Origin of the sequence: Phnomibacter ginsenosidimutans (assembly GCF_009740285.1) — a bacterium.
Lineage (GTDB): Bacteria > Bacteroidota > Bacteroidia > Chitinophagales > Chitinophagaceae > Phnomibacter > Phnomibacter ginsenosidimutans.
Window position 1 is genome coordinate 1528139 of sequence record NZ_CP046566.1, and the last position, 25487, is coordinate 1553625.

The 25487-nt window shown below is 47.7% G+C and carries 22 protein-coding genes; 12 read left to right on the forward strand and 10 right to left on the reverse strand.

Features of this window, described 5'->3' with window-relative positions:
- Positions 1-38 precede the first annotated feature (38 nt).
- The gene (gcvP, locus tag GLV81_RS06545; RefSeq protein WP_157477903.1) at positions 39-2927 is read right to left on the reverse strand and encodes an aminomethyl-transferring glycine dehydrogenase; all 2889 of its coding nucleotides are present in this window, start codon (positions 2925-2927) and stop codon (positions 39-41) included.
- A 199-nt stretch (positions 2928-3126) separates the two neighbouring features.
- On the opposite strand from gcvP, the gene GLV81_RS06550 reads away from it, so the two are divergent.
- Positions 3127-3642, forward strand: coding sequence for a YkgJ family cysteine cluster protein (locus GLV81_RS06550; protein ID WP_246186289.1), 516 nt, complete (start codon positions 3127-3129; stop codon positions 3640-3642).
- Between the two features lie 28 nt (positions 3643-3670).
- Positions 3671-4765, forward strand: a complete 1095-nt coding sequence (locus GLV81_RS06555) for a glycosyltransferase family 4 protein (RefSeq protein ID WP_157477905.1) — start codon at positions 3671-3673, stop codon at positions 4763-4765.
- Between the two features lie 56 nt (positions 4766-4821).
- Here GLV81_RS06555 and pgi read toward each other — a convergent pair whose 3' ends face one another.
- On the reverse strand, positions 4822-6453 hold the full coding sequence (gene pgi / locus GLV81_RS06560; protein WP_157477907.1) for a glucose-6-phosphate isomerase: 1632 nt from the start codon (positions 6451-6453) through the stop codon (positions 4822-4824).
- 91 nt (positions 6454-6544) lie between these two features.
- The gene (locus GLV81_RS06565) at positions 6545-7567 is read right to left on the reverse strand and encodes a threonine aldolase family protein (RefSeq protein ID WP_157477909.1); all 1023 of its coding nucleotides are present in this window, start codon (positions 7565-7567) and stop codon (positions 6545-6547) included.
- 536 nt (positions 7568-8103) lie between these two features.
- On the opposite strand from GLV81_RS06565, the gene GLV81_RS06570 reads away from it, so the two are divergent.
- Positions 8104-8829, forward strand: a complete 726-nt coding sequence (locus GLV81_RS06570; protein ID WP_246186290.1) for a sigma-70 family RNA polymerase sigma factor — start codon at positions 8104-8106, stop codon at positions 8827-8829.
- A gap of 478 nt (positions 8830-9307) precedes the next feature.
- On the opposite strand, the gene GLV81_RS06575 is transcribed toward GLV81_RS06570, so the two are convergent.
- From GLV81_RS06575 to GLV81_RS06585, 3 genes are all read right to left on the reverse strand, one after another.
- Complete coding sequence (locus GLV81_RS06575; protein WP_197428993.1) at positions 9308-9841, reverse strand: tetratricopeptide repeat protein; 534 nt, start codon at positions 9839-9841, stop codon at positions 9308-9310.
- A gap of 256 nt (positions 9842-10097) precedes the next feature.
- Positions 10098-10460 carry a hypothetical protein gene (locus GLV81_RS06580; protein WP_157477914.1) on the reverse strand — a complete coding sequence of 121 codons (363 nt, stop codon included), beginning with the start codon at positions 10458-10460 and terminating at the stop codon, positions 10098-10100.
- Complete coding sequence (locus GLV81_RS06585) at positions 10450-11022, reverse strand: RNA polymerase sigma factor (protein WP_157477915.1); 573 nt, start codon at positions 11020-11022, stop codon at positions 10450-10452. The genes GLV81_RS06580 and GLV81_RS06585 overlap by 11 nt, the downstream gene beginning before the upstream one ends.
- A gap of 123 nt (positions 11023-11145) precedes the next feature.
- Here GLV81_RS06585 and GLV81_RS06590 point away from each other — a divergent pair, with 123 nt between their 5' ends.
- Entirely contained in the window at positions 11146-11934 is a 789-nt protein-coding gene (locus GLV81_RS06590) for a C40 family peptidase (RefSeq protein WP_157477917.1), read from the forward strand.
- Positions 11935-12384: 450 nt separating this feature from the next.
- On the opposite strand, the gene GLV81_RS06595 is transcribed toward GLV81_RS06590, so the two are convergent.
- From GLV81_RS06595 to GLV81_RS06605, 3 genes are read right to left on the reverse strand one after another with little or no spacing between them, the layout of a single operon-like run.
- A complete protein-coding gene (locus GLV81_RS06595; RefSeq protein ID WP_157477919.1) occupies positions 12385-12936 on the reverse strand; it encodes an inorganic diphosphatase in 552 nt (183 codons plus the stop codon).
- A gap of 3 nt (positions 12937-12939) precedes the next feature.
- Positions 12940-13317: a fluoride efflux transporter CrcB gene (crcB, locus tag GLV81_RS06600; RefSeq protein ID WP_157477921.1), complete on the reverse strand. Its 378-nt coding sequence runs from the start codon at positions 13315-13317 to the stop codon at positions 12940-12942.
- Positions 13318-13323: 6 nt separating this feature from the next.
- Entirely contained in the window at positions 13324-13719 is a 396-nt protein-coding gene (locus GLV81_RS06605; protein ID WP_157477923.1) for a hypothetical protein, read from the reverse strand.
- A 124-nt stretch (positions 13720-13843) separates the two neighbouring features.
- On the opposite strand from GLV81_RS06605, the gene GLV81_RS06610 reads away from it, so the two are divergent.
- The 5 genes from GLV81_RS06610 to GLV81_RS06630 are packed head-to-tail and all read left to right on the forward strand — an operon-like array spanning position 13844 to position 19287.
- Complete coding sequence (locus GLV81_RS06610) at positions 13844-15814, forward strand: KUP/HAK/KT family potassium transporter (RefSeq protein ID WP_157477925.1); 1971 nt, start codon at positions 13844-13846, stop codon at positions 15812-15814.
- A gap of 7 nt (positions 15815-15821) precedes the next feature.
- On the forward strand, positions 15822-16127 hold the full coding sequence (locus tag GLV81_RS06615; RefSeq protein WP_157477927.1) for a rhodanese-like domain-containing protein: 306 nt from the start codon (positions 15822-15824) through the stop codon (positions 16125-16127).
- A 42-nt stretch (positions 16128-16169) separates the two neighbouring features.
- Positions 16170-16973: an alpha/beta hydrolase gene (locus GLV81_RS06620; RefSeq protein WP_246186291.1), complete on the forward strand. Its 804-nt coding sequence runs from the start codon at positions 16170-16172 to the stop codon at positions 16971-16973.
- Between the two features lie 15 nt (positions 16974-16988).
- Positions 16989-17792, forward strand: coding sequence for an alpha/beta hydrolase (locus GLV81_RS06625; RefSeq protein ID WP_157477929.1), 804 nt, complete (start codon positions 16989-16991; stop codon positions 17790-17792).
- A gap of 49 nt (positions 17793-17841) precedes the next feature.
- On the forward strand, positions 17842-19287 hold the full coding sequence (locus GLV81_RS06630; protein ID WP_157477931.1) for a DUF4403 family protein: 1446 nt from the start codon (positions 17842-17844) through the stop codon (positions 19285-19287).
- Here the strand turns inward: GLV81_RS06630 and GLV81_RS06635 are convergent.
- Positions 19268-19780: a GtrA family protein gene (locus GLV81_RS06635; RefSeq protein WP_197428994.1), complete on the reverse strand. Its 513-nt coding sequence runs from the start codon at positions 19778-19780 to the stop codon at positions 19268-19270. The two genes, GLV81_RS06630 and GLV81_RS06635, sit on opposite strands and share 20 nt — an antisense overlap.
- Positions 19781-19861: 81 nt before the next feature.
- On the opposite strand from GLV81_RS06635, the gene argS reads away from it, so the two are divergent.
- From argS to GLV81_RS06650, 3 genes are all read left to right on the forward strand, one after another.
- Positions 19862-21763: an arginine--tRNA ligase gene (argS, locus tag GLV81_RS06640; protein WP_157477935.1), complete on the forward strand. Its 1902-nt coding sequence runs from the start codon at positions 19862-19864 to the stop codon at positions 21761-21763.
- A gap of 129 nt (positions 21764-21892) precedes the next feature.
- The gene (locus GLV81_RS06645; RefSeq protein ID WP_157477937.1) at positions 21893-24661 is read left to right on the forward strand and encodes an outer membrane beta-barrel protein; all 2769 of its coding nucleotides are present in this window, start codon (positions 21893-21895) and stop codon (positions 24659-24661) included.
- Positions 24662-24694: 33 nt separating this feature from the next.
- Positions 24695-25456, forward strand: coding sequence for a GLPGLI family protein (locus GLV81_RS06650; RefSeq protein ID WP_157477939.1), 762 nt, complete (start codon positions 24695-24697; stop codon positions 25454-25456).
- Positions 25457-25487: the final 31 nt, after the last annotated feature.

Here is a 25487-nt window from a genome sequence, read left to right on the forward strand (position 1 = left end):
CTCCCGCAGGAGGCCTTTTTTATTGTATCGTCATTTGCTTAAGCGGTAGCTTCTGCATAGGCCGCTGTAGGCTCACAGGTACATACCAGGTTGCGATCTCCATGTGTATTGTTGATGCGGCTCACGGTTGGCCAAAACTTATTTTGCATCACATAAGGCAGCGGAAATACGGCTACCTGACGGCTGTAAGGTCTGTCCCAGCCATCATTCATAGCTACTTCCAGCGTATGCGGTGCATGCTTCAGCGGGTTGTTGGCTTTGTCCAATTGACCGTTTTCAATAGCGGCTATTTCAGCCCGAATGCTGATCAACGCATCGCAAAAACGATCGAGTTCTGCTTTGTCTTCGCTTTCGGTAGGCTCAATCATAATGGTGCCCGGTACCGGGAAGCTCATGGTTGGCGCATGGAAGCCATAGTCCATCAAACGCTTGGCTACGTCTTCGGCTTCTACACCGGCAGTGTTTTTAAACGGCCGCAGGTCTACAATAAATTCATGGGCACAAGTGCCATTGATGCCCGTGTACAAAATGGGGTAGTGCTCTTGCAAGCGGGCCCGCATATAGTTGGCATTCAAAATGGCGTACTCAGTGGCTTTGCGCAAACCAACCGCACCCAGCATGCGGATGTAGGCATAGCTGATGAGCAGGATAGAAGCAGAACCAAATGGTGCTGCACTTACGCCACGCATGTTGCCCTCGCTGTGGGCAATTTCCTGCATGGGCATGCTCATGAAGCTATCTTTCAAATGGCTGCGGAAGCAAATAGGGCCCATGCCAGGACCGCCACCACCATGCGGAATGGCAAATGTTTTATGCAAGTTGAGGTGGCACACATCTGCACCAATAGCAGCAGGTGAGGTGAGGCCAACCTGTGCATTCATGTTGGCACCATCCATATACACTTGTCCGCCGTGCTCATGCACCAGGGCGCAAATGTCTTTTACGGTTTCTTCGAAAATGCCGTAGGTACTGGGGTAAGTAATCATGGTGCCGGCCAGCTCATTACTGTATTGAGCCACTTTTGCCTTGAAGTCTTCTACATCAATGTAGCCGTTATCCAAAGCCTTTACCACCACCACTTTCATACCAGCCATTACGGCGCTGGCAGGGTTGGTACCGTGTGCACTAATCGGAATCAGCATCACATTGCGCTGCGGCTGATTGTTTTTCAAATGATAGTTGCGAATGGCCAGCAAACCAGCGTATTCGCCCTGTGCACCACTGTTGGGTTGCAACCAGCACTCATCAAAGCCTGTAACGGAACACAGGTACTGGTTCAGCGAAGCCATCATTTCATGATAGCCCTGTACCTGTGCTACCGGTGCAAACGGATGCAGCTTGCTCCAGTTCGGAGAGCTCAATGGCATCATTTCGCTGGCAGCGTTCAGTTTCATGGTACAGCTACCGAGGCTAATCATGCTGGTATTCAGCGACAGGTCTTTGCTTTCAAGGCTCTTGATGTAGCGCATCATCTGGCTTTCGCTGCGGTGCGTGTTAAACACTGCATGCTCCAAAAAAGCAGAGGTACGAACGGCGAAAGTGGGGATATTGCTCAGCGATGCTTCATCATCAAACACGATGCTGGCGGCTTCGTGCTGAACGGCCAGCGCAAATACCTGTGCGATATCCAGCACATCATGCTGCGTGGTAGTTTCATCCAGCGAAATGCTGATTTGCGAAGCACCCACATAGCGGAAGTTCATTTTGTAAGCCTCAGCTATTTCTTTGATAGCTGCTGCTTTATCGGTGCTGATGGTGAGGGTATCAAAATAATGAGCATGGGCTACGGTAAAACCCAACTCGGTGAGTGCTGCTGCCAACACATGTGTCAACAGGCTCACCCGCTTGGCAATTTTTTTCAGTCCATCGGGGCCATGATACACGGCATACATGGCGGCCATATTGGCGAGCAATGCCTGTGCGGTACAAATATTGGAAGTGGCTTTTTCCCGCTTGATGTGCTGCTCACGGGTTTGCAGCGCCATGCGCAAGGCCCGCTTGCCTTGTGCATCAATGCTGATGCCGATGATGCGGCCGGGCATGGATCTTTTGAATTCATCTTTGGCAGCAAAGAAGGCAGCATGTGGGCCACCAAAGCCCATGGGCACACCAAAGCGTTGAGCAGAGCCAAACGCAATGTCGGCACCCAGTTCGCCGGGGCTGGTAAGCAGGGTAAGGGCCAGTAAGTCGGTACCCATAGCTACGCCGGCACCTGCTGCATGTACTTTGTCGATGAAAGAGCGATAGTCTTCGATGCTGCCAGCAGCATTGGGGTACTGGAGCAACGCACCAAAGAAAGTGTTGTCGATGGTGGCGGTTTTGTAATCGCCGATTACCACTTCAATATTCAGCGGTGTAGCACGGGTTACCACCACGTCTACCACCTGTGGAAATACTTGAGCATCTACAAAAAACTTAGGGGCCTGTGCTACATCCGATTTGTTCACGTTGTGAAACAACAAGTTCATGGCTTCTGCGGCAGAGGTGGCTTCGTCGAGCAGGCTGGCGTTGGCAATGGGCAAACCTGTCAGGTCGGTTACCATGGTTTGGTAGTTAAGCAGGCTTTCCAAACGGCCCTGACTAATCTCGGCCTGGTAAGGCGTGTATTGCGTATACCAACCTGGGTTTTCAAAAATGTTGCGCAAAATCACACTCGGTGTATGCGTATCGTAATAGCCCTGACCAATATAGCTTTTGAATACCTCATTTTTTTGCGACAGCTCATGCAGGTGCTGCAGCAAAGCGGCCTCGCTGAGGGCATCGGGTACGTTGAGCGGCGCCTGCAGTCGGATGGCTTCAGGAACGGTTTTGTCTACCAATGCATCTACGCTTTTTTCTCCAATCACTTCGAGCATAGCGGCTTCGCTTCCCAGTGTGCCAATATGCCTGCCCTGAAATTCATTCGACTGTAGCTCAAACAAGTTCATACCCGGTTGTTATTTTAAAAATGATATACGGTTGATAACGGAAACAATGACGATTGGACGCTAAAGCAGCATCGAACCATGATTTTAACCCAGTAAGACCGTAGAAAGTTTGAAAATTTGCGCTGCAAAGGTAACATAGTGCATCCGAAGGCCATCTTTGTGTGCGAAGTAGTGTGTATAAAATTGAATACCGTTTAACATGGCGAATGAACTGCCGCAAAACTGGCAAAAGAAAGCGGCCGAAAACCAGAAGAAATACAAGCATTGGCTGCAAAAAGTAGAAGTGCGTAAGGTACTGAAAGTGCTGCCCGAAGTACATGAGGCCGTATTTGAAGAAGTAGACTGCCTGAGCTGTGCGGCCTGCTGCAAAAACTATTCGCCCCGGTTTAAAACACCCGACATCAAACGGATTAGCAAAGTGCTGCGGATGAAGGAGTCGGCCTTTATTGACACTTACCTGCGGCTGGATGACGAAGGCGACTATGTGGTGAAGCAATCGCCCTGCCCGTTTTTAGGTGCCGATAATTTTTGCAGCATTTACGAAGACCGCCCTTCCGATTGCAGCCGTTTTCCCTACACCGATGAAGATGTGTTGCTTGCTGCGCAAAAACATCACCTTGAAAAATGCCAGCTTTTGCCCGGCTGTTTTTGTGGCCTTGGAAAAACTCACCCTGCGCTTTCCCTGATGACCATTCAACAACTGCTTTTGCTGTAACATTGTACTGATTGTAAACAACTAACCCATGTCTGTAGCCAGAGTATTGATTGCTGATGCACCCATCCCTTCGCCGGGCTATGGATCATGGTCGCAGCGCATTACATATTTGCTGGAGCAGTACCCGGGCAATGTGGTGGATTATGTGATTGGAAATAATGGTGCCGATGCATTTCATTCGGCCCGCACCAAACGCTACAACCTGCAACTGCGCCACAACCGGCTCATGAACCGGTTGATGAAACACTGGAAATTGCAGGCTTACAAAACAGCCTTGCAGGAAATAGCCGCCCAACATGAGCAGTTAATCATTTGTATTGTTGATTCCATTCGTACCAAGCATGCTGTGTGGCATTTTTTGGGGCAAATGAATTTGCGGCACAAATGCAAAATCATTTACTACCAGTGCGGTTATTCTACCTACTTACCCAGCAATAAATACGAAGCGTTGATGGAGGGGGTGAATGAAGTAATCTACTTGAGCAAGCATTCCTATTTATACGAACTGGAGCACAATCCATCATTGCCTTTTACGGCGCATGTGTTGCACAATCCTATTGATAACAACCGTTGCTATCCTTTGGCGCCGGCTTCAAAGCAAGCATTGCGGCAGCAGTTGGGCATGGATAACGGATGCCAATTTGTGTGGTCGAGCCAGCACCGCAAAAAGAAGGGATTGGAAGTGATTTTGAAAGCGTGGCAACAACTCGATTATTTAGCCCTGAATGCCACCCTGCATGTGGTGGGTGCCGATACGGGTGAGCAAATTCCCGGTGTGGTTTTTCATGGCCGCCAACCCAACCACGAAGTACACCGCTATTTGCAGGCTGCCGATATTGGTTTGTTTTCGCCCCTGTGGACAGAAGGCTTTGGCCTGAGCCTGGCTGAGCAAATGAGTTGTGGTTTGTACTGCATTGCTTCTTGGGTGGGCGGGGTAAAAGATTATTTCGATGCGGCCCGTTTTGGTGAAGCCATCGAAACCCCCAACATGCCCGGGGCCTGGGCTGCAGCTATGCAAAGGGCTGTAGAAAAAGTATCCGGGTTTCAATCCCCTTCGCTGCAAGGCCCCGTGTTTCTCACCTACGATGAGTGGTGTGAACGTTTCTGTGATATTCTCGCATAAAAAATCGGCCATCGCATTGCTGCCATGGCCGATGAATATTTATTAATAATTGAAAGTTATCCTTTACGCCAATTTTTAAAAGCGTTGATCAAACCATTGGTGCTGCTGTCGTGGCTGTTGATGCTGTTGGCATCTTTCAATTCAGGTAAAATTTTATTGGCCAGTTGCTTACCAAGCTCTACACCCCACTGATCGAAGCTGTAAATGTTCCAGATAACGCCTTGCACAAAAATCTTGTGTTCGTACATAGCTATCAGTTGCCCCAATACAAAGGGCGTTATCTGTTTTACCAAAATACTGTTGGTGGGTTTGTTGCCTTCAAACACTTTAAAAGGAATCAACTCCGCCGGTACATTTTCAGCAGCACAGGCTTCGGCGGTTTTGCCGTTCATGAGGGCTTCTGTTTGCGCAAAAAAGTTGCTCAACAGTTTTTCATGATGATCGCCAATGGGGTTGTGGCTGATGGCAGGTGCAATAAAATCGCAGGGTATCAGCTGTGTGCCCTGGTGAATGAGCTGGTAAAAAGCATGCTGGCCATTGGTGCCAGGTTCACCCCAAATAATTGGGCCCGTGCTATAGGTTACCCGGTTGCCGTTGCGGTCTGTGGTTTTACCGTTGCTTTCCATATTGCCTTGTTGGAAATAAGCGGCAAAGCGGTGCAGGTATTGGTCGTACGGCAAAATGGCTTCGCTGGCAGCATCAAAAAAATTGGTGTACCAGAGGCCAATTAAAGCCAGCAGTACGGGCATGTTTTTATCAAACGAGCTGTTGCGAAAATGCTGGTCCATGCTGCGGGCACCCTGCAGTAGTTGCGCAAAATTGTTGTAGCCAATGGTGAGGGCAATGCTCAGGCCAATGGCACTCCATAAGCTGTAGCGGCCGCCCACCCAATCCCAAAAAGCAAACATGTTGCTGGGGTGAATACCAAATGCTGTGACGGCCTTTTCATTGGTGCTGAGGGCAGCAAAATGTTTGGCTACAAAAGCTTCATCTTTCGCATGCTCCAGAAACCAACTGCGGGCAGTGTGAGCATTCGTCATGGTTTCCTGCGTGGTAAAGGTTTTGCTGGCTACCAAAAACAGCGTTTCATCGGGCGTTACTTTTTTCAAGGTTTCCGCCATGTGCGTACCGTCGATGTTGCTTACAAAATAGGTTTGTATGCCGGGTACCCAGTAAGGCTTCAATGCTTCGGTTACCATTACGGGGCCAAGGTCGCTGCCACCAATACCAATGTTCACAATGTATTTGATAGGCTTGCCGGTGTAACCTTTCCATTCACCACTATGGATGCGTTGGCAAAAGGCTTCCATTTGTTGCAGCACGGCATGAACTTGCGGTACCACATTTTCGCCCTGTGCAGTAAACGTATCCGTAGGGTTGGAGCGAAGGGCCACATGCAGTACGCTGCGGTTTTCGGTATGGTTGATGGCTTCGCCGCCAAACATGGCTTCAATGGCTTGTGGGAGTCCACATTCATTGGCCAGTTGCTGCAGCAGCGCCATCGTTTCTTCAGTAATGATGTTTTTAGAATAGTCGAGCAACACATCGCCTTCGCTGAGGCTAAACTGTTGAAAACGGTCGGGCGTTTGTGCAAACAGGTCTTTGATGTGCAGCTGCTTCATGCGTTGTGCATGCGTGGCCAGCTGTTGCCATGCCTGCGTATCGGTTGGAGCTATTTTCGGGAACATAGATTGCTTGTGTTTTGCTGGTGATTTGCGGCCGCAAGTTAGCCAGAAATGCCAACTGCCGCCTGATGTAACTCATGTTTCGGTAAATGGCTTACGCTGGCATTTGCTGCAGTATGTCGCACAGTGTATCGGTGTCGGCATCGCTTACACCCAAGTGAAACACAAACCGTATGCTCTGCGAACTGATGGCGAGGCAACGCACATCCAGCTCTTGCAATTGCAGCACCAACTTGGCGGCGGGCATGGCATCGGTAGTGTTGAAAATGAGGATATTGGTTTCTACTGGCAGCACTTCTTTTACCCAGCTCTTGCTTTGCAATACCTGCGCTACGGCTGCCGCATGGGCATGGTCTTTGGCCAGCAGCGGCAAATGATTGTTGACGGCATAAATGCCTGCAGCGGCCAGATAACCGGCCTGCCGCATGCCGCCACCCAGCACCTTGCGGATGCGGCGGGCTTTTTTAATATCGGCAGCAGTGCCGAGCAGCACACTGCCTACCGGTGTGCCCATGCCCTTGCTCAGGCAAACAGAAATGCTGTCGAACACCCGGCCATATTGGGCGGGTGTTTCCTGCTTGGCTACCAGTGCATTCCACAGGCGGGCACCATCCAGGTGAAGTTTCAGGCCATTGGCTACGCATAATTCTTTAATAGCTTCGATGTAGGCAAAATTGTAGCAGGCACCGCCGCCACGGTTGCTGGTATTTTCCAATACCACCAGGCTACTGTGCGGTTTGTGTACATCATCGGGCTGAATGGCTGCGGCCACTTGTGGGGCAGTAATGCGGCCGCGGTTGCCCTGCAGCAGCGTTACCGAACAGGCCGAGTTCACGGCAATGCCGCCGCCTTCGTATTGATACACATGGCTCAGTTGATCACAAATTACATCGTCGCCGGGCTGGGTATGCATTTTAATGCCAATCTGGTTGGTCATGGTACCACTGGGACAAAACAGGCCAGCTTCCATACCAAACTGCCGGGCCAGTAGGTTTTCGAGTTCGTTTACCGTGGGATCTTCGCCAAACACGTCGTCGCCTACAGGCGCAGCCATCATGGCTTGCAGCATGCCGGGCGTGGGTTGGGTAAATGTATCGGAGCGGAGTTCTATGGCCATATAATTTGCTTGTGTTGAACAATAACGGCCACGAAAATAACCAAGCACCGTCAACTCGTTGTGGAGCTGCAATGTTCCATCCCAGTTTTGACCGTTTTGTTCCCCCTGCGGCTAAAAGTTTTCCACCCCAATGCTTCCCGTTTCGTTAACGGACTGTCATTTTTTTGGGCTTCCTGTACCTTTTTGCAGTAAAACTGTTGGTAATAGCGTCTTATACTGCAGGAATGCAACAGGTATCGGTCGATTAAATGAAAACAGGCTATGAAAAGCAGAAAATGAACAGTACCTTTGCAGCCCTTTTGCAATGGCTTTATTCACAATGTGAACAAACCAATGACAGAGGGCATGAAAAAGAAGAGCGGCAGCGCCTATCTTCCAAACTCGGAAAAAGGAGAACCATTTTAATATGAGGCAATTAAAAATTGCTACCCAGATCACGAACCGTGATTCGCAGGCGGTAGAGAAGTACTTACAGGAAATTTCCAAAATTGGCATGATCACCGGAAGAGGAAACCATTTTGGCGCAACGCATCAAAATGGGTGATCAGAAGGCTCTGGAACGCCTGACCACCGCCAACCTGCGCTTTGTGGTATCAGTAGCCAAGCAGTACCAACACCAGGGCTTGTCGCTGAGTGATCTGATTAATGAAGGTAATCTGGGGCTGATCAAAGCAGCCCAGCGTTTTGATGAAACCAAGGGTTTCAAATTCATTTCTTACGCTGTATGGTGGATTCGCCAGTCCATCTTGCAAGCGTTGGCAGAGCAGGGAAGATTAGTCCGCCTGCCTCAAAACAAAATTGGCACCTACAACAAAGCCAACAAGGCTTACATGGCTTTCGAGCAAGAACATGAGCGGGAACCTTCTACAGAAGAACTGGCTGATATTCTTGAAATGAGTGAAACCGAAATCAACAACATTTTCCAGAGCAACACCCGCCACAGCAGCCTCGATGCCCCCGTGCACGAAGCCGAAGATGTGGCCATGGGCGACCTGCTGGAAGGTAGCGACGACACTGACGACGATGTGATGAAAGACTCACTTCGGGAGGAAATTCGCCGTGTGCTGAAATCGTTGAGCCCTCGTGAAGCAGAAATCGTATCGGCTTACTTTGGTTTGGATGGAGAAAATGGTGTAACCATTGAGCAAATTGGTCAGAAGTATGATTTGACCAAGGAGCGTATCCGTCAGATTAAAGAAAGAGCTATTAAGCGTTTGCAAAAAGCCCGCTACAGCAACTCGCTGAAGTCGTATTTGGGATAATGCACCCCTGCATGTATCCCAAGCGAAGCGGTAGCTCATAATTTGGGATAATATGTACGGATTTCGCTCCAAGGCGAAAAACGACATTGGCCCCTCGGATGTACATCTGAGGGGTTTTTTTATGCGGAAAGCTGAAGGCTGAAGGCGTAAAGCCAAAGGCTGAGGGCAGCAAGCTGAAGGTTGAGGAGAAGGGAAAGGACAAGGACAAGGGGGAAGAGAATCGGACAACTGCCGACGCAGCCTTAGGGCTGGAATTGTGGCTAAATACTTTGTATTAGAAATAGAGATAACGTTCAGGGATTTATGCAGGTGGGCAATGTTGTTCAGTCCAGCCCGGCCTACTGAAGCCCAATAGAGTTACTAAAGTTGAAGATACCAATATCGACGCAGCGAAGAAAGTCGAGCCTGATATACTGGTGGGATATGCACTACAGATGAAAGACGCATTACGTCTGGCCCACTTGCATAAAACCAACTGTTAGCGGTTGTTGTTCGTCTGGCCACAATAGGTTTTTATCATTTCAGTTGCTTCATTTCTGTCATCATCGGTCAATGCAACTTGTTTAGCATTGTCAAAGTATGTACAAGCCTTCTCTGTCTTTCCGCTTCTTACATAAATTGTCCCTTGCCAAAGAAGGCAATTGCTTTTTTCTTCATAGTTATTGTCAACCAAAGTTTGAAAGTCTATGAATGAGCTTTTAAGACTGTCCATAAAATATTTTACTTGGGCTCTTTGATATAAAGCGTCATTGTAAGGAATTTGTGCCCTTGCCTCTTCGTCAGCAAATGGAGAGTTTTGATTGTAAGTTATAATAAAGTCACCGTGAGATTGTAGAGCCATCACTTTGTTGAAGTCCCAAAGAGCCTTGTCATATTGCTTTGTTGCTAAATAATCAAACCCTCTATTATAATATGCTAGCTGTAATTTGTTGTTTCGGTTTATAACCTTCGTGTAAGTTTCAATTGCTTTGTCATATTTTTTCTGTTTGCTAGAACTGAGTGCCTTGTCCAACAATTGCTCGTTGGTCTGCTTACAGGAAGTGCAGAAGAGAAGGAATATTATTAAGCTGAAAATTGGTTTGATGCTCATTTTACAATAACCGCTAACTCAAAAATAGACGACACTCGCCACATTTTCTACATTGATAATCAATCATTTTTTTAAGGCAATCCACATTGCCTGAAGCCCTTTCAATGGTGGAGCGCATAGAGATGTATTGCAACCTGCTGGTTACAACGAACAGTGTAGGACGTACCTGGATATTCGTTTATTTCCCCTGCAAAAAATGCACCGCATACCAGGCCAGCACGGCCAGGGCTATCAGCAGCAGGGTAGCCAGCGAGAGCCATAGCCAGTTCACCTGCATGGATTTGTGCTTGCGTTTGTTGGGCTGGCTGGTTTGCGCTTTCAAAAACATATCCAGCTCATGCTGTATGGCCGGCAGGCGTTTGCGGTCTTGCACCATCATCAGGCCTTCCAGCGCTTCTGCATCTATACCGGCAGCCGATAGCTGCGCTTCTACCTGCTGGCTTTCGGCAGGCGACAACTTGCCCGTGAGGTAAGCAATGAGCTGCTCATTGTCGATGGGCTGATCGGTGTTGGCTAATATGTTGAGCAAATCAGGATGCATGATGTTGACGTTGTTTTTCCACCCAAATTTTAATGTTGCGTTTGCCGTTTTGAATGGCACTTTTGACCTGCATCAGGCTGTGCCCAGTTTGGTCGGCTATCTGCTGATAGCTTTGCTTTTGCAGGTAAAACAAAGTTACACAAAGCTTCTGCGGCTCCTGCAATTGCTGCAGGCCTTCTTCTATCCATACCAGCAGTTGTTCTTTTTGCTGGCTTTGTTGTTTGGCTTCGTACTGGTCGTGGTCGGCTATTTCGCCCACACTGTCTTCGGGTACAATGCGGTGGGTTTTGCGCAGCGCCATCAGGCAGTGGTTGCGGGCCACGGTATATATCCAGCTTTTAAAATAGGTAATGTCGTATTTCCCCATTTCGCCCAGTGCTTTTATGAACACCTGCTGTACGGCATCTTTGGCTTCTTCTTCATCTTTCAGGTACTTCATGCACACACCAAACAGCAGCAGGGTGTAGCGCTGCAGTAAGATGCCGGCATACTGGTTGTTGCCACTGTCTTTAAACAGTTGCAGCAAGGTTTGGTCAGAAAACTGATGCGGAGATTCGGCCACGGGCAAAAGCTTTTCAGAGAGATGTAAATAAAGGAAAAATCCACACACGCCCCGGCAATCTGCTTAAATAGATATGCACGGCGCAGGGGCGGTCGTTTATTATTGCAGCAAACTTTGTGAGGTATGATGTGCATCAATATTGTGTCGGTGGCGCCCATGCGGGCACAGGCAGCACACCGCTCCGAAATGGTGAGCCAGTTGCTGTTTGGTGAGCAATGCGAGATATTGAACAGTGAAGGCGATTTTTACCAGGTACGCAGCCGCTACGATGGTTACGAAGGCTGGGTGCAGGCTACGCAACTGGTACCTATGGAAGCCGGCCTGTTCGATGAAAGCATGGTATGCACGGCAGCACTCGATGCTCATGTGTGGGTAAACGACCGGCCGTTACGTTTATCACCCGGCAGTGAATGTTATTTTGCTGCCAGTGGCAGGGGCAAGGTAAACAGAGAAACGTTGGCATTGCCCGGATACAGTATCCGTTATCAGCACCCGCTACCGCTGATGCCGCTGGAACCGGCCACGCCCAACAGCGAAGCCATCATTACCTGCGCCATGCAATACCTGGGTACGCCGTACCTGTGGGGTGGCAAAAGCATTTGGGGAATTGATTGCAGTGGTTTTGTGCAAATGGTATTCAAGCAAAACGGCATGTTTGTGCCCCGCGATGCCTGGCAGCAGGCCGAAGGCGGCGATGCCATTGGTTTTTTACAAGAAGCCAAACCCGGCGACCTCGCCTTTTTCGACAATGCGGAAGGTCGCATTACGCATGTGGGCATCCTGCTCAACGACCATCAAATACTCCACGCATCGGGTGTGGTGCGTATCGATCCCATCGACAATGAAGGCATCATCCATGCCGAAAGCGGCCGCCGAACACATCACCTGCGGTTGCTGAAAAGGTATTTCTAATAATGGGACACGGAAAATGGGACGCGGATTTTTGCGAATGGAATGGATTGCCACGGATGTCTTTCGAGTAAAGCCCTGAAGGGGCGACCATCACTCAGCCACGGGTGCAGCCCGTGGTACAAAGGACAACAAAAGATACAAGCCCTGAAAGGGCGATTATCATCTAGCCCCGGGTTTTAACCCGGGGGGTAAATGGGCAACAAAAAAACACCAAGCCCTGAAAGGGCGACATGATGAGGACTGGCTGAATGAGTAAATGAGTAACCATACGTCACAGGCCGGGAGGCCTGCGACAGCAGAGGATGAAAACGGATGCACACGGATTTTAATAAAATGCTTTGTGTGCTCTGTGCCCTCTGTGCGAAACATTTAGCCTCGATGCAAGCTCACAAAAAAGCGACCAACACAATCTGCTGGTCGCTTTTGCTATGTAAAAGAAAATGGCAATGCTTAGGTGCCGAATTTCACTTTGTACGCTTCAATGCTGGCATTGATGATTTGCAGGGCTGTGGCTTTGTCGCCAAAGTCTTCTACCTGCACACTCTTGTTTTCGAGTTTCTTGTAGTCTTCAAAAAACTGCCGCAGTTCTTTAAAGAAATGCGGACCGAGTTCTTCAATGTTGTTGATGTGGTTTACACTCATATCGTTGGAAGCAACGGCAATGATTTTATCATCGGCATCGCCACCATCAATCATTTGCATTACACCAATTACTTTGGCTTCGATGATGCACAACGGCTGCACACTAATGCTGCTGAGTACCAAAATATCCAGCGGGTCTTTATCGTCGCCATAGGTTTGCGGAATAAAGCCGTAGTTGGTGGGGTAGTAGAAACTGGAGTAGATTACCCGGTCGAGTTTCAACAGACCCGTTTCTTTTTCGATTTCATACTTGGCCCTGCTGCCTTGCGGAATTTCAATGATAGCGTTGACGGTACGTGGGGCACCATCGCCATAAGGAACGCCGTGCCAGGGGTGATGTACGTTGATGTTGGAAGTCATAATTTATTTTGATAAAGTGAAACCGAATGCGGCTGCGCCGATGCCTAAAATTAGGGAAGCGCCAATATAAACGGTCAGCAAACCATATTGTTGCTGCCGTATCATTTGCAGGCTCTCATTGCTGAGTGCCGAAAACGTGGTGAAACCACCACAAAAACCCGTTGCCAGCAGCAGTTGCCAAGCCTGAAAGCCGGGATGTTTGGCCGCCTGGCCAGCCACCCAACCAATGAACAATGAACCAATAATATTGACGGCAAATGTGCCCCATGGAAAGGCACTTCCTGCTTTTTGCATAATGAACGTGCCGGCCACAAACCGCAGCACACTGCCCAGCATGCCGCCCAATGCCACTAACACAATATGGTAAATGCTGATGCCCATTTGTTATTACGGAAAACTGAATGACAGGTTCACCAACCATTGACCATCTTGCTGCACACATTGCAGGGTTTTCGGTTGGTTGTCGTAGGCATTTTGATACGCCACTTGTACTTCGTTTTCGCTGATAGTTTTTATGGAGAGAATCACAATGGAAGATTGTGAAAGGCGTTCCTTGCCAAAGCCATCGAGGCTGCGAAAGGGCTGCTCAAAACGGGTGCTGAGTAGTTGCGCATTGGCATCGCCGGGCACCAACAATTGCTTGGCTCGTTTAAAGTTGCCCTGATAGGTGGCATTGATAAACTGACGGCCACAATCGATGCCGCTTTCTGGCGCTTCGTAGCTGCTGCAGGCTGCCAGTAGCAGCAGCAAGGGCAGCCATCCCCAACGGAAAAATCGGTTCATGTGCACGAAAGTACAGCATTCATCCAAGCTGCCGTTCAACAGAAACTGAAGCTTGATCAACGAATAGTTGTGCCGAATTTCATTTCACCTATACATTTGTTGTTCACTTATCAGAACAACTCACGTGGGTAGTCACATTAATAAGGTATCCGCCGCCGGCCTGCTGGTAGCACTGGGTATCATCTACGGCGACATCGGCACTTCTCCGCTGTACGTTTTAAACGCAATCATTAACGGGAAAGAAATCAGCGAACTACTCATTGTGGGTGGTCTAAGTTGCGTTATCTGGACCCTGACATTACAAACAACAGTGAAATATGTGCTGCTTACCCTACAGGCCGACAACCGTGGGGAAGGTGGTATTTTTTCTTTGTACACTTTAGTACGCCGCCGCCGCCGCTGGCTGGTATTACCTGCCATGATTGGTGGTGCAGCCCTGCTAGCCGATGGTATGATTACACCGCCCATTTCTATTACTTCTGCGGTTGAAGGTCTGCGTCAGTTGCCGGCGTTTGCCAGTTTGCAAAATGATCATCAAACCATCATTTACATCGTGTTGGCCATTATCACGGTCATCTTTTTTGTACAGCAATTTGGTACGGCTTCCATTGGCAAAATGTTTGGTCCGGTAATGACCATTTGGTTCATCATGCTGGGAGGACTTGGCCTCATGCACATTGCCGACGACCTTACTGTGTTCAAAGCATTGAACCCTTATTACGCCATTAAGTTGTTGGTGGTGTATCCCAAAGGATTTTGGATTCTGGGTGCTGTGTTTTTGTGTACTACTGGTGCCGAAGCATTGTACAGCGACCTTGGCCACTGTGGTAAAAACAACATCCGCGTATCGTGGGTGATGGTGAAAACCGCCCTTATCATCAACTACCTTGGGCAGGGCGCATGGTTGCTGTCGCATTACAACGGTCGCGTATTTCCCACAGAACTCAGTAACCCCTTTTACGCCATTATGCCACAGGGTTTTCTGGTGTTCGGCATCATCATTGCTACAGCTGCGGCCATCATAGCCAGCCAGGCTTTAATATCGGGTTCATTTACTCTTATCAGCGAAGCTATCCGGCTTAACCTTTGGCCCAAGCACAAAATTGATTACCCCACCGAGCAACGTGGACAATTGTTTATTACAGCAACCAATTTTCTGTTGTTTATAGGTTGCGTTTCCATGGTATTGATTTTTAAGAAGAGCACCAACATGGAAGCTGCATATGGTTTGGCCATTACCATTTGTATGATGGCCACCACCATTTTGTTTGCCAACTATTTGGTGTTGAAGCGGGTAAAGCAACCATTGATATATCTCTTTTTGGTTACCTATTTCGCCATTGAAGGATCATTCTTATTTGCCAACCTCGATAAGTTTCCACATGGTGGTTATGTAACACTCATTGTTGGTGGCGGACTTTTCCTCGTGATGTACGTATGGTACAGGGCCCGCAAAATCAAAAACCGCTATGTAGAATTTGTGCGGTTGGAAAACTACATTCCGCAAATACAAGAGTTGAGCAATGATAAGAGTGTGCCCAAGTATGCCACGCATCTTATTTACCTCACCAGTGCCAATAACCCCAAAGAAATTGAGCACAAAATCATTTACTCCATTCTCAACCGCAAGCCCAAGCGGGCCGATATTTACTGGTTTGTACACGTAGATACACTGGATGATCCGTACACCTGCGAGTACCAGGTGGATCATATCATTCCGAATGATATTATCCGGGTAGAATTCCGGTTGGGTTTCCGTATGGAACCTCGCATCAACATGCTTTTCCGTAAGGTGATAGAAGACCTGGTAGAAAACAAAGAAGTAAACATTACGAGCCGCTACGAAAGTTTGGAACGCAACAATGTGGTGGGCGACTTCCAGTTTATCGTAATGGAAAAATACCTGAGTGCCGATAACCAATTACCATTCTTGGAAAGTCTGGTCATGAAAACCTATTTCGCCATCAAAGACATAAGCCTGAGTGAAGAAAAAGGTTTTGGCCTCGATACCAGCTATGTACAAATTGAAAAGTTTCCGCTCATTGTATCGCCGGCACCCAATCTCAATTTGAAACGCATCAACACCGAAGATTAATTTTTGCATGCAGCAACTATCTCCAACGGAGCTGTGGCAATGGGTGCAGGAGCAACGGCCTTTTACCTTGCTGGATGTACGTGAAGAAGACGAACGCCAGCTCGACCATATTGGCGGCGAATGGATACCCATGGATGAAGTGCTGAAGCGGCATACAGAATTGCCGACAGATCAGCCATTGGTATTGTATTGCCGCAAAGGTGTTCGGAGTGCCATTGTTATTCAACGCTTACAAGAAAAGTACGGCATGCACAACCTGTACAATCTTGCTGGAGGCATTACACAAATAAGGCAGTTGGGTTTGCCCTTGTAAAAAGCCTATTTTTAAAGCTCCTCGTCATTTCAACGCATTGCATTGGAGCTGTTGTTATCTATATCGGGCTGGTGGATTATGGGCATCATGTATGTGGTGCTGGCTGCAATTGTATACCTGGTGCAGGAGCGGTTTATTTTCAAACCTGAAAAGCTGCCGGCCGATTTTGCCTACAAATACGATGCACCGTTTCGGGAACTGAATTTTGAACCCGAACAGGGCGTCACTATCAACGGACTTCACTTTTATGTACCCAAGCCCAAGGGGCTCATCTTGTATTTTCATGGCAATAGCCGCAGCATCAAAGGCTGGGGCAAATATGCCCGTGATTTCTACCGGTATCAATACGATGTGGTGCTGGTAGACTACCGTGGTTTTGGCAAAAGCACCGGCAAACGCAGTGAAAGAAAAATGCTGGCCGATATGCAGTTTGTGTACGAAACGTTGGCGGTGAATTATCCAGAAGATCACCTGATTGTATACGGGCGAAGCATGGGCAGTGGCTTTGCCGCCAAAATAGCCAGCGACAACAAACCCCGTTATCTCATTTTAGATGCACCTTATTACAGTTTCAGAAAAGTGGCCGAACGACTCATGCCCATTTTGCCACACCGCTGGCTGCTGCGTTTTCACCTGCGTACCGATTTGTGGATTACACAGGTGCAATGCCACACTTACATTTTGCACGGCACCAAAGACCGGCTCATTCCCATTGCACAAAGCGAATCGCTGCAGCAACTCAATCCGAAACGCATCACCCTGATTCGCATAGAAGGTGGCGGGCACAACAATCTGCCGGCATTTCCCAGCTATCACAATTTCATCCGCGATATACTCCTGTACTAAGTTTATTTTGCAGCCGTGAAAGGCATTTTTAAATATGTATTGCTGGCCTACCTGGTATTGGGTGGCTTGTATTATTTCTACCAACAGTCGTTGTATTTCCATCCTAAAAAACTGGATGCACAACACCGCTTTGCATTTGCGGCAGCGCAGCCACACAGCACGGTACAAATCCCCTTCGATTCGGCTACGGTGGTTGATGTGGTGAAATTTTTACCCGCCGATGCGCAGCCAAAAGGCGTGGTCTTGTTTTTTCATGGCAACCGGTACAATGTAGAACACTACGCCCGATATGCGCCGTACTTCACCAGTTTGGGGTACGAATGCTGGATGCCAGATTATCCGGGTTTTGGCCGCTCCACCGGCGAAACGAATGTGCCCATGCTGAAAGAACTGAGTATACAAATGCACAAAATGGCCTTGGGAAAATATGCTGCAGATTCTATTGTGCTCTACGGCAAATCGTTGGGCAGTGGCATTGCAGCTTACTTGGCTACCAAACGGGATTGCAAACTGCTGATGCTCGAAACGCCGTATGCATCGTTGTCTGCATTGACGCAGGAATTTTTATTCATGTATCCTGTGCCCATGCTGTTGCAAGACGATTTGAATACCGATGTCTATCTCGAAAACATAACCGCACCCATTATGCTTTGGCATGGCACGCATGATGAACTCATTCCCATGACGGAAGCTGCTACACTTTTTCCAAAGCTCAAACCCAACGATATTTTTTTCATGATACCCGGCGCCAACCACAATGATATTGCAGCTTCACCGTTGTATAAGCACAGCATTGATAGTGCGTTGCGTATTCGTTAATTCACAGCAGCGTTCTTTTTTTTAAGTCAAGAAAACAGACCTTCAATTCATGTTTCGCAGGATAATGATGATGGCCCTTTTGGCCACTTTTTCTATAGCATTTGTACAGGCACAAGATGTGGTAGCACCGCCGCCACCCGATACTACTACCAAAAATGCAGTGCTCATCAATACGCTGCCGCAAAGCGAAATCGACATTCCCATTCGCATGGATTTGCGGCCTATTTTTCAGTTTGCCAATCAGTTTATTGATACACTATATACCTCGCCCAACTATCCCAACGATTGGGTAATGGATGGCTGCAGTGTGCGGTACCAGTACCGGTTTGTGCGTGGCCCTATGCAGTTCAAAGCCGTCAACAATGTATTGTACGTTAGCTTCAGTGGCTATTATGGTGTAAGAGGTAGTACAAGGGTGTGCACCAGTATTGGCAACTCACCATGGACGCCGGCTTGCAGCTGTGGCTTTGGCAGTGAAAAGCCTCGCCGCATTGATGCCGGGTTTGTGATTCAGCTGAAAGTATTGCCCGACTTCCGTTTGGGCATGGTAGTCAATCGCATCAATCCAACGGCCGTTGATAAATGCGAAGTTTGCTTTTTTGGTAAAGACATTACGCAAACCGTAGCCGATCAGCTAAAGGCAGAACTCGATTTGTCCATCAAAGGTTTTGCCAAACAAATGGAGCAGTTCAGCCTGAAGCCTTATATGAAAATTGCCTGGGATAGTTTGCAGGCACCGTATGGTTTGCCAGGCTTTGGCTACCTAAGTGTACAGCCTTCTGCCATCCGCATCAGCCAAATTCAGTTGGTGCGAGATTCAATGTTTGTAAGTGTGGGCCTGAGTGCAAGGCCTGAGTTGAAAGCCGCACCAGATATGGCTAAGAAGCCATTGCCTAATCTTTCAGATTTTAAACAGCGTAGTGGATTCCGGTTGTTCATTGCGCAAAACTTACATTACGATTCGCTGAGCACATTGATGAATGCCAATCTTTCCGGAAAAGAATTTACCGCAGGCAAGGGCTTGTTTAAAAAAACGGTGCGAATTGATTCTGTTCGGATGCAGGGCGGTGGGCGAAAAATGTTTTTGAAAGTGTATGTTTCCAAAGCAGCCAAAGGCGTTTTCTTTTTGGAAGGCATACCCAAGTGGGACATGTTGAAGCAGGAGCTGTACATGGACTCACTCGATTACCATATTGAATCGAAACAATGGTTGGTAAAATCAGCCAGCTATTTGCTGGATGGTACCATCACCCATAAACTGAAAGAATATTCCCGCTTCAACTTTACAGAAAAGATGACGGAGATGACCACGGCCATTGCGGAGCAAATGAACCGCGATGTTTACCCGGGCATTCAGAGCAAAGGTTACGTGAACCGATTTGTGCTGGAAAAAATTGAAGCCGCTGCTAATGGTCTTTTTATACAAGGGGCGGCAGAAGGCAAACTGTGGCTAGATATTGAAGCGCAGCAATTGCTCAGGCAGTTTCTGAAGTAGCGGGCTGTTTGCTTTTGCGAAACGCAAAATGCTTTTGTAGCAGGTAGCTGAAAATAACCACAATCACGGTATTGATAATCTGAGCCAGCGTTGGATAAAATGCCAGCCAATCTACCATCACCGTCAGGTTGATGTAGTTGAGCAGCAGGCTCACCATATTGGTAACAAAATAGCGAAAGAGCTGGTGCCTGCCCCGCATGGTACTGCCGCTGAACACCACCGTTTTGGCGAGGTAAAAACCTGTAGGAAAAGAAAATAAAAACGAGGCTACCATGGCTGCTTTGTGCGACTTGAGCACTACCAGCAACAGGTCTACGGGTTGTTTGTCAAACACATAGTTTTCGCAAACAAAAAAGATAAGCAACCCCAGCAGTGTATTGCCACCACCACAGGCCGCATAATAAAAGGTTTGCCGCGGCATGAAGCGTTTAAACAGCGGATAAAACCAGTCGAGTATCAGAATGATGAACCTTGCCAGCATAAGCGGGGCCAAAGGTAGCCGGATTGCAATACATTTGCAGCCCCAAATCGGCAGCCCGCAAATGGCTGCTGCCGGGCAGAAAAATCAGCTACCATGCAAATTGCTCAATACATTAAAGAACTGGCCGCCAAAGCGCTGGCCGCACTGTACGATATTCAGGCCGATGCTTCGCAGGTAACCCTCAACGAAACCAAGCCTGAGTTTGAAGGCGATTACACCATTGTGTTGTTTCAATATGTAAAGCAGGCTCGCAAATCGCCCGAAGCCATGGGTCAGGAAGTGGGTGCATGGATGCTGGCCAACAGCGAAGGCAACCTTACTGCTTTCAACGTCATCAAAGGTTTTCTGAACCTGAGCGTTGCCGAGGCTTATTGGATTCAATTTTTGGAAAATCATTATCAGTCAGACTACGGCCGCCATGCCAGCAATGGAAAAAAAGTGATGGTGGAATACTCTTCGCCCAATACCAACAAGCCGCTGCACCTGGGTCATTTGCGCAACAACTTTTTAGGCTGGAGTATTGCGGAGCTCTACCAATGGAATGGCTACGATGTTCGCAAAACCTGTATTGTAAATGATCGTGGCGTTCACATTTGCAAAAGCATGCTGGCCTGGCAAAAGTTTGGCAATGGCGCCACCCCCGAAAGCACGGGCATGAAAGGCGACCATTTGGTGGGCGATTTTTATGTACAGTTTGAAAATGCCTTGCGCAAAGAAGCCGCACCACTGCAAGAGCAGCTGCTGGCAGGCGAAACAATTGCTACACTGGATGAAGCTACTGCTGCCAAGGCAACGCTGCTCCATCAAAAATTACAGGATGCCAATTTACCTGCCGAAAAGAAGGCCGAGATAACTGACGAACTGAAAGACATTGCCCGTAACGCAACCACATTGATGCAAGAGGTTCGGCAAATGCTGCTGAAATGGGAGCAGGGCGATGCAGCAACTGTAAACATCTGGCGCATGATGAATGGCTGGGTATATGCTGGTTTTGATACGACTTACAAACGCATCGGTAGCGATTTTCAAACCATTTACTACGAAAGCGAAACCTACCTACTGGGCAAGCAGTATGTAGATGAAGGTTTGGAGAAAGGCGTGTTTTACAAAAAGGAAGACGGCAGTGTTTGGATTGACCTGACGGCTGAAGGTCTTGATGAAAAACTGGTATTGCGGAAAGATGGCACCAGCGTGTACATTACGCAAGACATTGGCCTTGCCAAACGCAAGTACGAAGACTACCCGATGGAGCAAAGCATTTATGTGATTGGCGATGAGCAAAACTATCACATGCATGTATTGCAGCTGATTTGTAAAAAGCTGGGCATGCCTTTTGCCGATGGCATACATCACCTGAGCTACGGCATGGTTGATTTGCCCACCGGCCGCATGAAAAGCCGCGAAGGCACTGTGGTAGACGCCGATGACCTCTGCGATGAAATGGAAAAAGTAGCCGCCGCCAAAACCGAAGAACTCGGCAAAGTGGAAGGTTTTACGCAAGCAGAATTACAGCAATTGTATCATACCCTTGGCTTGGGCGCATTGAAGTTTTTCCTGCTGCGGGTAGATCCTAAAAAACGCATGGTATTTAACCCTGAAGAGTCTATCGACTTTCATGGTTTCACCGGTCCGTTTGTGCAATATACATTTGCCCGTATCCAAAGTATTTTACGCAAAACCAATTGGGTACAGCCCACTGCCGCTACCAAATTTTCAGCCAGCAGTTTGCAGCCCTTGGAAAAGCAATTGATTGTACTACTGGAGCAATTTCCGCAAACGCTCAAAGCTGCCTGCGATGAAATGAATCCTTCGCTGGTGGCCAACTATGCTTTCAATCTGGCCAGTTTGTACAATTCATTTTACGCAAAGCATTCTATTGTAAATGCTGAGTCGGATGAAGCCCGTCAGTTGCGGTTGCATATTTGTGCACTCACAGCTCATGTCATTCAAAACAGCATGCAGGTATTGGGTATTGCTGTGCCGGCCCGCATGTAATCATTGATATCGGCCGTTCATCCAAACGTTGCTATTAAAAGATTCTTTTAACAGTAACGAAGGTTTTAGTCATATACTTTAGTCGGCGCAAAGGCGTTTTTACAGCGCCCTTGCACCAACACACCAACTATGATAAAAGCCAAACTGCTGCTGGCATTGTTATTCTTTGCCTTTTCTGCTGTAGCCCAAAATATTGAACTAACCGGTACGGTTAGCGATACTTCCGAAAACAAACAGCTCTCAAAAGCCACCATTGCCTTGCTCAGGGCAAAAGATTCTGTGCTGCTGAAATTTGTACGCTCCACGCCCGACGGCAAATTTCGTTTGCCCGTGCCGGCACAGGGCAAGTACATTTTGCTCATCAGTTATCCTGGCTATGCCGACTATGCCGATTTTGTAGACCTGCAATCATCGCAGGATTTGGGTCTTGTAAACATGATAACGAAGGCTGTATTGCTGCAAACCGTTGTGGTACGTGGCAGTGCCGTTCGCATGAAAGGCGATACCCTAGCTTTTGTGGCCGATAGCTTTAAAACAAGGGAAGGAGCCACGGTGGAAGATTTGCTGAAACGCTTGCCCGGCCTGAGTGTCAACCAGAAAGGTGAGATAACGGCACAAGGTCAAAAAGTGCAGAAGGTATTGGTGGATGGAGATGAGTTTTTTGGTGATGACCCAACACTGGCCACCCGCAATTTGCAGGCGTTGGCAGTAAAAGAAGTGCAGGTGTTTGACAAAAAAAGTGATCAGGCAACATTCACTGGCGTGGATGATGGGCAAACGCAAAAGACCATCAACCTGAAACTGAAAGACGAATTCAAGAAAGGCTATTTTGGAAAAGTAAAACTGGCGGGTGGTTTGCCCAACCGATGGGAAAACCAGGCCATGCTCAATGCTTTTAAAGACAAACGAAAGTTGAGTGTGTATGGCATTATGGCCAACACTAACAACAACTCGTTGGGCTGGAGCGAAGAGAGCCAGTTTGGTGGCAATATGAGTACACAAACGCAAGTAGGTGATGATGGCAGTGTAATGATGTGGAGCAGTGGCGATGAATTTGGCGGCACGGGCGGTTACTATGGCGAAGGCTTGCCCAGCAGCTGGACGCTTGGTACTAGCTATGCCAACAAGTGGAATGAAAACCGAAGCAATGTAACCGGCGCATACAGGTATCAAAAAATTAAAACAGTTGCCAACTCCTACAATACCACACAAAACATTTTGCCCGACACGCAATTCTTCAATAACCAGCGGGCACAAAACGAAGCCAGTCGTTGGCGGCATAAAGGCCTCATCCGTTCGGAGTTGTTTATCGATAGCATGCAATCCATCACGTTCGACTTGAATGGCAGCTATGGCGAAAGCAGCAACTACAGCCGCACATTTAGCGAAGCACTCACGGGCAAGCAGTTGCCGGTGAATAAAAGTGATCGTACTACACAAGGTGCTGGTACGCAGGCACAGTTCAACGGAACAGCATTGTACAAGCTCAAGTTTAAAAAGAAGGGCAGAACCTTCTCTGCCAATTTGGGCAATCAGTACAGCGACAATAACTCCGATGGATTGCTGCTAACCTACAACGAGTTTTACAATGCATCGGGCTTGTATAGCAAAGACACTATTGATCAGAAAAAACTCAATACCACCCGTTCTAATGCGGTGAATGCAAGATTGGCTTACTCAGAGCCCATTGGTAAAAAAGGTATTCTTGAAATCAATTATGGCATTAACCAAAGTGTGAGCAATCAGCAGCGGTTGAGCTATAATAAACTGGCTGGTAAATACGATGATTTGGATAGTGTGTTTTCTAACGACTTTAAATTTAAGACGATTACAAACCGTACTGGTGCCGGCTATCGTTACAGCGGCAAGCTCTTTCAGTTTGGTTTCGGTGGCGATGTCGCTTTTACCGATTGGCGTCAGGATGATCGGTTCAGAGATACTACCCGTCATTACAACTTCACCAACTTCTTTCCCCGTGCTGAAGCATCTTACAAGTTGGGTCAGTACAGCCGTGTTCGCTTGTCGTACAATGGTAGCACACAGGCACCATCGGCCAACCAGTTGCAACCTGTAGCTGACAACAATGATCCGCTCAACATTCAAATTGGTAACCCCAACTTACTGCAGTCATTCAATCATCGCTTTTCTCTCAACTACAACTTCTGGAAAGTACTGTCCAATACGGGCATGTGGATGGGAGCGTGGTTCAATCCTACCAGCAATGCCTTTAGTACAAAAGATGTAGTGGATGCATTTGGCAAACGCACTTCGCAAACGGTGAATGTGAACGGCAACTACAGTTTTGGTGCTTACATGGGTTATAACTTCAAAATTAAAAAGCCCGATATTCAAGTTGATTTGAGCTTCGACCCGAGCATCAACCGCTTTACCAATTTTGTAAACGGCATCGAAAACCGCACCAACTCTACAGCTTTAGAATTTGGGTATAACCTGCGTAAATCTAAAGACGATAAATACGACCTGAGTTTCAATCAGCGCTTCACCTACAACAGTAGCAAAAGCTCTATTCGTCCTGATATCAATACCACCTACTGGACCGGTGTTGTAGGTATGTCGGCCAATATTGATTTGCCTGCGAAAATTGTATTCAATACCGACTTTGATTACAACTGGCGTCAGCGTACATCGGTGTTCGATCAAAACAACAATGCCTTTATCTGGAATGCTTCTATTGAGAAAAAGATTTTCAAGAAGAAGGATGTAAAGATGGGCTTTAGCGTAAGAGACCTGCTGAATCAAAACATCGGTTTCAGAAGAAACATCAGCTCCAACTTTGTGTCAGAAAGAACCTACGATGTCATTCGTCGCTACTGGATGGTTACGTTTAGCTGGTCGTTTAACAAAGGCCCGCAAAAAGCGGAAGAAGACAACTGGTAATCGAATTCTTCATTCACACAATCAACATTCTATATGCTTACTACAACTGCTATAAAACACAGCTTGCTCACTGTAATGCTCAGCTGCATGCTGCTGCCGGCATTGGCACAAACCCGTTTTTTGTCGACCGGCAAAATTGAGTTTGAGAAAAAAACAAACATGCACAAGTGGATTGAAGACAATGCATGGACCCGTGAACTGAAGGACCGACTTCCACCATTTCGGGTACAGTATTACGACCTGATGTTTGACAGTGCACAGACCTATTATAAAATGGGCCGGGAAGTAGCCGATGACAAGTGGAAAAACTTTTGGGGATCGAGTACCGGGGAGGAAGATGTGGTAATGCACAACCTGCTGGCCATGCAATCAACCGCCTACAAGCAAGTATTTGAAAAAAAGTTTTTGGTGCAGGATAGTGCCTTGAATATCGAATGGCGCATCACCGACGAAACCCGCACCATCGCTGGTTTTGATTGCCGAAAAGCTGTAGGTAAGTTTTTCGATTCCTTGTATGTAGTTGCATTTTATACTGACCAGATAGCAGTGCCGGGTGGCCCGGAATTGTACAATGGTTTGCCCGGTATGATTTTAGGTTTGGCTTTTCCTCGTTACTACATTACCTGGTTTGCTACGAAAGTAGAATTAGTAGAGCCGAAGATGAACGAGCTGAAAATTCCTTCCGGAAAAACCACCAAGGTTAACCGGAAAGAACTGATGGATCAGGTGCGGAAAGTATTCGAATGGGGCACAGAAGAAGAAAGACAGCGAGGGTTTTGGAATACGGTTTTGTAAACATTCTTGTTTATTAGTAAAAAAGGGAACG